The sequence below is a fragment of the Stenotrophomonas pictorum JCM 9942 genome, from assembly GCF_001310775.1.
Lineage (GTDB): Bacteria > Pseudomonadota > Gammaproteobacteria > Xanthomonadales > Xanthomonadaceae > Stenotrophomonas > Stenotrophomonas pictorum.
The window spans coordinates 1-6,268 of the sequence record NZ_BAZI01000164.1 but is presented as its reverse complement, the minus strand read 5'-3'; the positions used below and the strand labels follow the sequence as shown (position 1 = coordinate 6,268).

Annotated in this window: 2 protein-coding genes and 2 pseudogenes; 3 read left to right on the top strand and 1 reads right to left on the bottom strand. The window is 66.6% G+C overall.

Annotated features, from left to right (window positions below):
* Positions 1–91 precede the first annotated feature (91 nt).
* Positions 92–1,968: pseudogene (locus tag JCM9942_RS09530) on the bottom strand (ABC-F family ATP-binding cassette domain-containing protein).
* Positions 1,969–2,280: 312 nt separating this feature from the next.
* On the opposite strand from JCM9942_RS09530, the gene JCM9942_RS09525 reads away from it, so the two are divergent.
* From JCM9942_RS09525 to JCM9942_RS20815, 3 genes and pseudogenes are all read left to right on the top strand, one after another.
* A complete protein-coding gene (locus JCM9942_RS09525) occupies positions 2,281–4,659 on the top strand; it encodes a TonB-dependent receptor plug domain-containing protein (protein WP_054659283.1) in 2,379 nt (792 codons plus the stop codon).
* Between the two features lie 238 nt (positions 4,660–4,897).
* Positions 4,898–6,238, top strand: a complete 1,341-nt coding sequence (locus tag JCM9942_RS09520; RefSeq protein WP_484600215.1) for a cation:proton antiporter domain-containing protein — start codon at positions 4,898–4,900, stop codon at positions 6,236–6,238.
* Positions 6,211–6,268 (top strand): annotated as a pseudogene (locus JCM9942_RS20815) (hypothetical protein); the annotation flags it as partial. The gene JCM9942_RS09520 and the pseudogene JCM9942_RS20815, both read left to right, overlap by 28 nt.

Sequence of the window (6,268 nt, the reverse complement as noted above, 5' to 3'; positions counted from 1 at the left end):
CTGCAGGCGCAGGAAGCGCCGGCCGGTCCTTGATCACCGGCGGGAGCTGTCCACCGCCGGCCAAGCTGCGAGGCCAGGCGCCGCGGGAAGCTCAGTCTTCCAGCATCTCCATCCACGTGGCTTCGGCCTGTTCCAGCTGCTGGGCCAGCACCTCGCGCTCGCCGCCGAGCCTGGCCATCTTGGCCGCATCGGCGTAGTTGCCCGGATCGGCGAGCTGGCGGTCGATCCCGGCCAACGCGGCCCCCAGCTGCTCCACCTTCTTTTCGGCCGCTTCCAGCTTGTGCGGATTGACCGGCTTTCTGGCCGCAGCCGGCTTGACCGGCGCCACGGCTGCCGGCGGCGCGGAAGCGGCCGGCTTTTCCTGTTTGTCGGCCTTGCTGCGTGCCCCCTGGGCACTGGCACGGGTGCGCAGCCACGCCGCGTACTCGTCCAGATCACCTTCAAACGGCTCGACCACGCCATCGGCCACGCGCCAGAAGGTGTCGCAGACCAGACCGATCAGATGGCGGTCATGGCTGACCATCACGATCGCGCCTTCAAACAGCGCCAGCGCTTCGGCCAGCGCTTCGCGCATTTCCAGATCCAGGTGGTTGGTCGGTTCGTCCAGCAGCAGCACGTTGGGCTGCTGCCAGGCGATCAGCGCCAGCGCCAGACGCGCGCGCTCGCCACCGGAGAAGCCGTCGACCGGTTCGAACGCGCGATCGCCCGGGAAATTCCACTTGCCCAGGAAATCGCGGAAGCTCTGGTTCACGCCATTGGGGTCCAGATCACGGAAGTGGTCCATCGGCGTGGCGCCTTCGCGCAGCGATTCCACCGTGTGCTGGGCGAAGTAGCCGATCTGCAGGTCCGGATGCGCCATGCGGTCACCGGCCAGCAGCGGCAGCTCGCCCACCAGCGATTTGACCAGCGTGGTCTTGCCGGCGCCGTTGGGGCCGAGCAGGCCCACGCGCTGGCCGGCTTCCAGACCGAAGCCGACGTTGTCCAGGATCACCGCGTCCGGGCCGTAGCCGGCGGTCACATCGTTGAGCCGGATCAGCGAGAACGGCAGCTTGGCCGGTGGCGAGAACTCGATGCGGAACTCGCGCTCGGCGCGCACCGCTTCGGTGCCGGTCATCTTGGCCAGACGCTTGATCCGGCTCTGCGCCTGGGTGCCTTGGAGGCCTGCGCCTTGAAGCGGTCGATGAAGCTCTGCAGGTGGGCGCGCTCGGCCTGTTCCTTCTCGTGCGCGATCTGCTGCTGGCGCAGGTGCTCGGCACGCTGGCGCTCGAAATCGGTATAGCCACCCGGGTACAGCTTGGCGCTGCCGCCATGCAGGTGCAGGGTGTGGGTGGCGACGTTGTCCAGGAACTCGCGGTCATGCGAGATCAGCAACAGGGTGCCCGGGTACTTGAGCAACCACTGTTCCAGCCAGTACACCGCATCCAGATCCAGGTGGTTGGTCGGTTCGTCCAGCAGCAGCAGGTCGCTGGGCATCATCAGCGCGCGGGCCAGGTTCAGGCGCGCGCGCCAGCCACCGGAGAACGCAGCCACCGGCCGGCTGTGGGTCTCGGCCGGAAAGCCCAGGCCGTGCAGCAGTTTGCCGGCACGGGCCTCGGCGTCATAGGCGCCCAGCTCGGCCATCTTCTGGTGCGCGTTGGCAACCGCTTCCCAGTCCTCGCGTGCGGCGGCGGCGGCCTCTTCAAGCAGCACCGCGGCCACCACGTCATCGCCACCGAGCACGTAGTCGATGGCGCGGTCCGGCAGCGCCGGGGTTTCCTGGGCCACGTCGGCGATGCGGATCTTGCCCGGCAGCGACACATCTCCCTTGTCCGCCTCCAGCTCGCCGCGCACGGCGGCAAACAGGCTGGACTTGCCCGCGCCATTGCGCCCCACCACGCCAACGCGGTAGCCGGCATGCAGGGTGAGGTCGACATTGGACAGCAGCAGGCGTTCGCCCCGGCGCAGGGCGAAATTACGAAGGGAAATCATGAATAGGTCCGTTATAACGAAAAGGAATGTGCATGTGAGCAGCATTCCTGCGACGTGATTCTAACGTTATCCAATACTTGACTCACCTCCTGCACCGGCAGGCGCCCTCCCGGCGTTTAACCGCAGGACTCCCCTACTCCCCCTGCCAAATCGCTACTGCCGAGCTGAAAAAGCTTTCAAAAGCAACAAATTAGCCGAGGCATCCGGTTTGACACGAGGTAAAAATTCCATTAATCCGTTGATGGCGCACCGCAACAGCCGCGAACCCCACGCCTCGCCGATGCCGCCACTCAATACCGGAGCTGCAACCTGATGAACCGCAAGTCCAGTACCCTCGCCGTCGCCATTGCCCTCGCCCTGGGCACCTCCGCCGTCCCCGCCCTGGCCCAGTCCAGTGCCAACACGCTGGACACGGTGATCGTCACCGGTACCCGCGTGGCCGACCGTACCGTGGCCGAATCGCAGTCGCCGATCGACATCATCACCCCGGAAGTGCTGCAGTCCACCGGCACCTCCGAGCTGGCCACCGCGCTGTCACGCGCCCTGCCCTCGCTGAATTTCCCGCGCCCGGCGCTGACCGACGGCACCAGCGGCATCCGTCCGGCGCAGCTGCGCGGGCTCTCGCCGGACCAGGTGCTGGTGCTGGTCAACGGCAAGCGCCGCCACACCTCGGCGATGATCAACGTCAACGGCAGCATCGGCCGCGGTTCGGCCGCGGTGGATATCAACGCCATTCCGATCGCCGCGATCGAACGGGTGGAAGTGCTGCGCGACGGCGCCTCGGCGCAGTACGGTTCGGACGCCATCGCCGGCGTGGTCAACATCGTGCTCAAGGGCAGCGGTGAAGGCGGCAGCCTGGCGGTGGACGCGGGCCAGTATTCGGCCGGCGACGGTGCCAAATATCAGCTCTCCGGCGACACCGGCGTCAGCTTCGCCGACGGGCGCGGCAAGCTGCACCTGGCCGGCCAGGTCAGCCAGCAAGACGAGAGCAACCGTGCCGGCCCCTACCGCGGCACCACGCCCAACACCGGCAACTTCCCGGCGATCGGCCAGACCACCTTCATCGTCGGCGACCCGCGCGTGGACGCCAGCGCCGCTTCGGCCAACCTGAGCTTCGCCTTCACCGACAACATCAGCGGCTATGCCAACGCGCTGCTGGGCAACCGCGACATCACCTCGTTCGCGTTCTACCGCTCGCCCAATCACAGCGGCCAGGGCGCGCTGCTGGCCCAGGTCTATCCGGACGGCTACGTGCCGCAGATCAACCAGTACTCCAAGGACCGCTCGCTGGTGGCAGGCGTGAAGGGCAACACCGAGAGCGGCTGGACCTGGGACGTCAGCCTCAACCACGGCGAGAACACCCTGGATTTCCACACCCGCAACAGCATCAACTACAGCCTGGGCGTGAACAGCCCCAGCTCGTTCTACGACGGCACGCTGAAGTACCAGCAGGACATCGTCAACGCCGACCTCACCAAGTCGCTGGACTGGGGCCTGGCCTATCCGGTCACCTTGTCCTTCGGCGGCGAGTACCGTCGCGAGAAGTGGGAGCAGACCGCCGGCCAGCTGGAGTCGTACACCGGCAGCGGCGCGCAGGGTTTCGGCGGCTTCACCCCGATCAACGCGGTCGACGCCGATCGCCACAACTACGCGGTCTATGCCGGCCTGGAAGCCGACCTGACCGAGAAGTTCTCCGCCGGCCTGACCGGCCGCTACGAGGACTACTCGGATTTCGGCGACAAGTTCTCCGGCAAGCTGTCGGCGCGCTACGCCTTCACCGACAAGGTGGCGCTGCGTGCCACCGCCTCCAGCGGTTTCCGCGCCCCGTCGCTGGCCCAGCAGAGCTACCAGGCGGTGACCAGCACCATCATCAACGGCGTCTTCGTTGAGCGCGGCACCTTCCCGACCACCAGCACCGCCGCACAGGTGCTGGGTGCCAGCCCGCTCAAGGCCGAAAGCTCCACCTCCTACAGCGTCGGCCTGGTGCTGCAGCCGGTGGACCGGCTGTACCTGACCGTCGATGCCTACCAGATCGACATCGACGACCGCATCGTGCTGTCCACCAACATCACCACCAATGCCGCCGCCAACGCCTTGCTGGCCGGGCTGGGGCTGCCGCAGGTCACCGCGTTCTCCTACTTCACCAATGGCATGGACACCCGTACCCGCGGTGTGGATGCGGTGTCCAGCTACACCCTGCCGTTGGCGGCCAGCAGCTTGGAGCTGACCGCCGCCTACAGCTACAACGAGACCGAGGTGAAGAAGTTCCTCGCCTCACCAGCCGTATTCGGCAGCCTGGGCATCACCCAGTCGCTGATCGGCCGCGACGAGATCGGCCGCATCGAGGACAGCTACCCGCGTGACAAGGCCATCCTCAGCGGCACCTGGCGCTCGGACCGCTGGGAGCTGGGCCTGTCAGCCACCCGCTATGGCAGCTTCACCGTGCGCAACTCGGCCACCGCCGCCCGCGACCAGACCTACGACGCCAAGTGGGTGCTGGACGCTTCGGCCAGCTTCAAGCCCAGCGAGCAGTGGAAGCTGACCCTGGGTGCGGACAACCTGCTGGATACCTACCCGGAGCGCACCGCCGACCTGCAGAACTCGACCTGGGGCATGCTGCCGTACAGCAACTACTCGCCGTTTGGCTTCAATGGCGCCTACGTCTACGGCCGTATCAGCTACACCTGGTAAGACCGCAGCCGCGTCGTGGAAGGAAGATGCCCCGGGAAACCGGGGCATCTTTTTGGGCCTGGCCGGTGCCCCGCCGTCGCCTGGCACAGACTCGCCGTTGCCGCATCCGCCACCAACGGCACGGGCCGGAGCCGGCAATCCATCATCTTGAATTTTTTGCTTTTTCCGGCGTATTTCCGCTTTGTCGATGCCGGCCGCGTCCGTAGAATCGAGCTATCCCCCATAACTGCGAGCTGTAATGCACCATGACACCGCCCTGATCAACATGCTGGCCATCGGCCTGGGCTTTGCCTTCGTACTCGGCGTCCTGGCCAACAAGCTGCGGCTGTCGCCGCTGGTGGGCTATCTGGTTGCCGGTGTCATCGTCGGCCCCTTCACCCCGGGCTTTGTTGCCGACCAGGCGCTGGCCAACCAGCTGGCCGAAATCGGGGTGATGCTGCTGATGTTCGGGGTGGGATTGCACTTCTCGCTGAAGGATCTGATGGCGGTCAAGGCGATCGCCATCCCCGGCGCCGTCGGCCAGATCCTCGTGGCGACCCTGCTGGGCTGGGGCGTGGCCTCGGTGATGGGCTGGCCGGTACTGCACGGGGTGATCTTCGGTTTCTCGCTGGCCACCGCCTCCACCGTGGTGCTGCTGCGGGCGATGGAAGAGCGGCGCCTGCTGGAAACCACCCGCGGCAAGATCGCCGTGGGCTGGTTGATCGTGGAAGACCTGGCCTGTGTACTGGCGCTGGTGATGATGCCGGTGATCGCCGACGTCTTCGGACCCGATGCGAGCGGCAAGGCACCTTCCATCGCCGGTGTGCTGGCCTCCATCGGCTGGACCTTCGTGCAGCTGGGTCTGTTTGTGGCGGTGATGCTGCTGGTCGGCCGCCGGGTGATCCCGTGGGTGCTGGAGAAAGTGGCCGGCACCGGTTCGCGCGAACTGTTCACCCTGTGCGTGCTGGCCATCGCGCTGGGCGTGGCCTTCGGCGCCGCCGCGCTGTTTGGCGTGTCGTTCGCGCTGGGCGCGTTCTTCGCCGGCATGATGCTCAACGAGTCCGAACTCAGCCATAAGGCCGCGCACGACTCGCTGCCGCTGCGCGATGCCTTCGCGGTGCTGTTCTTCGTCTCCGTTGGCATGCTGTTCAACCCGATGATCCTGGTCGAGCACCCGTGGCAGGTACTGGCGACGGTGGCGATCATCATGTTCGGCAAGTCGGCCGCGGCATTCTTCATCGTGCGCGCGTTCGGCCACTCCAAGAGCACCGCACTGACCATTTCCGCCTCACTGGCGCAGATCGGCGAGTTCGCTTCATCGTCGCCGGACTCGGCGTGGCGCTGGAGATCCTGCCCGAGACCGGACAGTCGCTGGTGCTGGCCGGCGCCCTGGTCTCGATCATGCTCAACCCGCTGGTGTTCGGCCTGCTCGACCGCTGGCAGGCCAAGCATCCGATCGCCACCCAGGTGGCGCAGGAACCGGAGATTCCGCCGGGCCCGTCGCTGGAGCTGCAGGACCATGCCATCGTCATCGGCTACGGCCGGGTCGGCAGCCATCTGGCGCAGGTGCTGCGCGAGCGCGGCGTGCCGGTGCTGGTGATCGATGACAACCGCGAGCACGTCGAGCGCG